The 1,127-nt window shown below is 42.6% G+C and carries 2 protein-coding genes; both read left to right on the plus strand.

The genetic code is table 11. The features are described from left to right. The first annotated feature begins 24 nt into the window (after positions 1 to 24). The gene (rsmS, locus tag R8N28_RS26305; RefSeq protein WP_005456217.1) at positions 25 to 189 is read left to right on the plus strand and encodes a pleiotropic regulatory protein RsmS; all 165 of its coding nucleotides are present in this window, start codon (positions 25 to 27) and stop codon (positions 187 to 189) included. A gap of 90 nt (positions 190 to 279) precedes the next feature. Then, positions 280 to 1,086: an exodeoxyribonuclease III gene (xthA, locus tag R8N28_RS26310; RefSeq protein ID WP_005481860.1), complete on the plus strand. Its 807-nt coding sequence runs from the start codon at positions 280 to 282 to the stop codon at positions 1,084 to 1,086. Positions 1,087 to 1,127 lie beyond the last annotated feature (41 nt).

Genomic DNA, 1,127 nt, shown 5'->3' on the forward strand with positions numbered 1-1,127 from the left:
TACACATAGGGAAAAGCACCAATAATGGCAGACCAACCAACCTCTCCTCTTGATGATGCACCAGAAGAGATCAAGCTGGCCGTTGATTTGATCTACTTGCTTGAAACCAACGAGATTGATCCAGAAGTTGCGATTAAAGCATTGAAGATCGTACAAACAGATTTAGAAAACAAATTGAAAGCGCAGTAAAACGCGCTTTTTTCTTTTGTTGAGATTCATTTTCACTACGCTTTCAGAATGATACCATTCTAGAAAAATACGCCCTCAAAAGGATAAATAATGAAAGTAATCAGCTTTAACATCAATGGACTACGTGCTCGACTGCACCAACTCCAAGCGCTCATCGATAAACACCAGCCTGACGTTATTGGTCTTCAAGAGATTAAAGTGCATGATGAAGCGTTCCCGATTGAAGATGTCGAAGCCATGGGTTACAAAGTGTATTTTCATGGCCAGAAGGCGCATTACGGCGTAGCGATGCTTTGTAAGCAAGAGCCAATCCGCGTACAAAAAGGTTTTCCAACGGATAACGAAGAACATCAAAAGCGCATGATCATGGCGACGTTTGAAAACGAAAATGGTGAAAAAGTAACGGTGCTTAATGGCTACTTCCCTCAAGGGGACAACATTAACCACGAAACGAAATTCCCATACAAGCGCCAGTTCTACAAAGATCTAATGACGTATCTAAACGATCATCACAGCAACGATGAACAGTTGATTGTTATGGGTGATATCAACATCAGCCCTATCGATTCAGATATCGGTATCGGAGAACCAAACCGTAAGCGTTGGTTGAAAACGGGTAAATGCTCTTTCCAACCAGAAGAACGTGAATGGCTGAAAACGTTGTTAGATTGGGGCTTTGAAGATACTTTCCGTAAGCTTTACCCAGAAGTGAACGATCGCTTCTCGTGGTTTGACTACCGCTCTCGCGGCTTTGATGACAACCGAGGTCTACGAATTGATGTGATTTTGGCGACCCCTTCTCTCGCGCAAAAATGTATTGAGTCGGGTATCGATTATGAATTACGCGGTATTGAGAAGCCTTCAGACCATGCGCCAATCTGGTCGACATTCAAGTAATACTTTACAAAGCAATAACCGTGACTCAACGCTAAGATAAA

This window comes from Vibrio sp. Vb1554 (genome assembly GCF_033344235.1).

What these genes read in the sequence shown, in the direction of transcription:
- xthA (WP_005481860.1), top strand. Translation starts at nt 280, where the DNA reads ATGAAAGTAATCAGCTTTAACATCAATGGACTACGTGCTCGACTGCAC.
- rsmS (WP_005456217.1), top strand. Translation starts at nt 25, where the DNA reads ATGGCAGACCAACCAACCTCTCCTCTTGATGATGCACCAGAAGAGATC.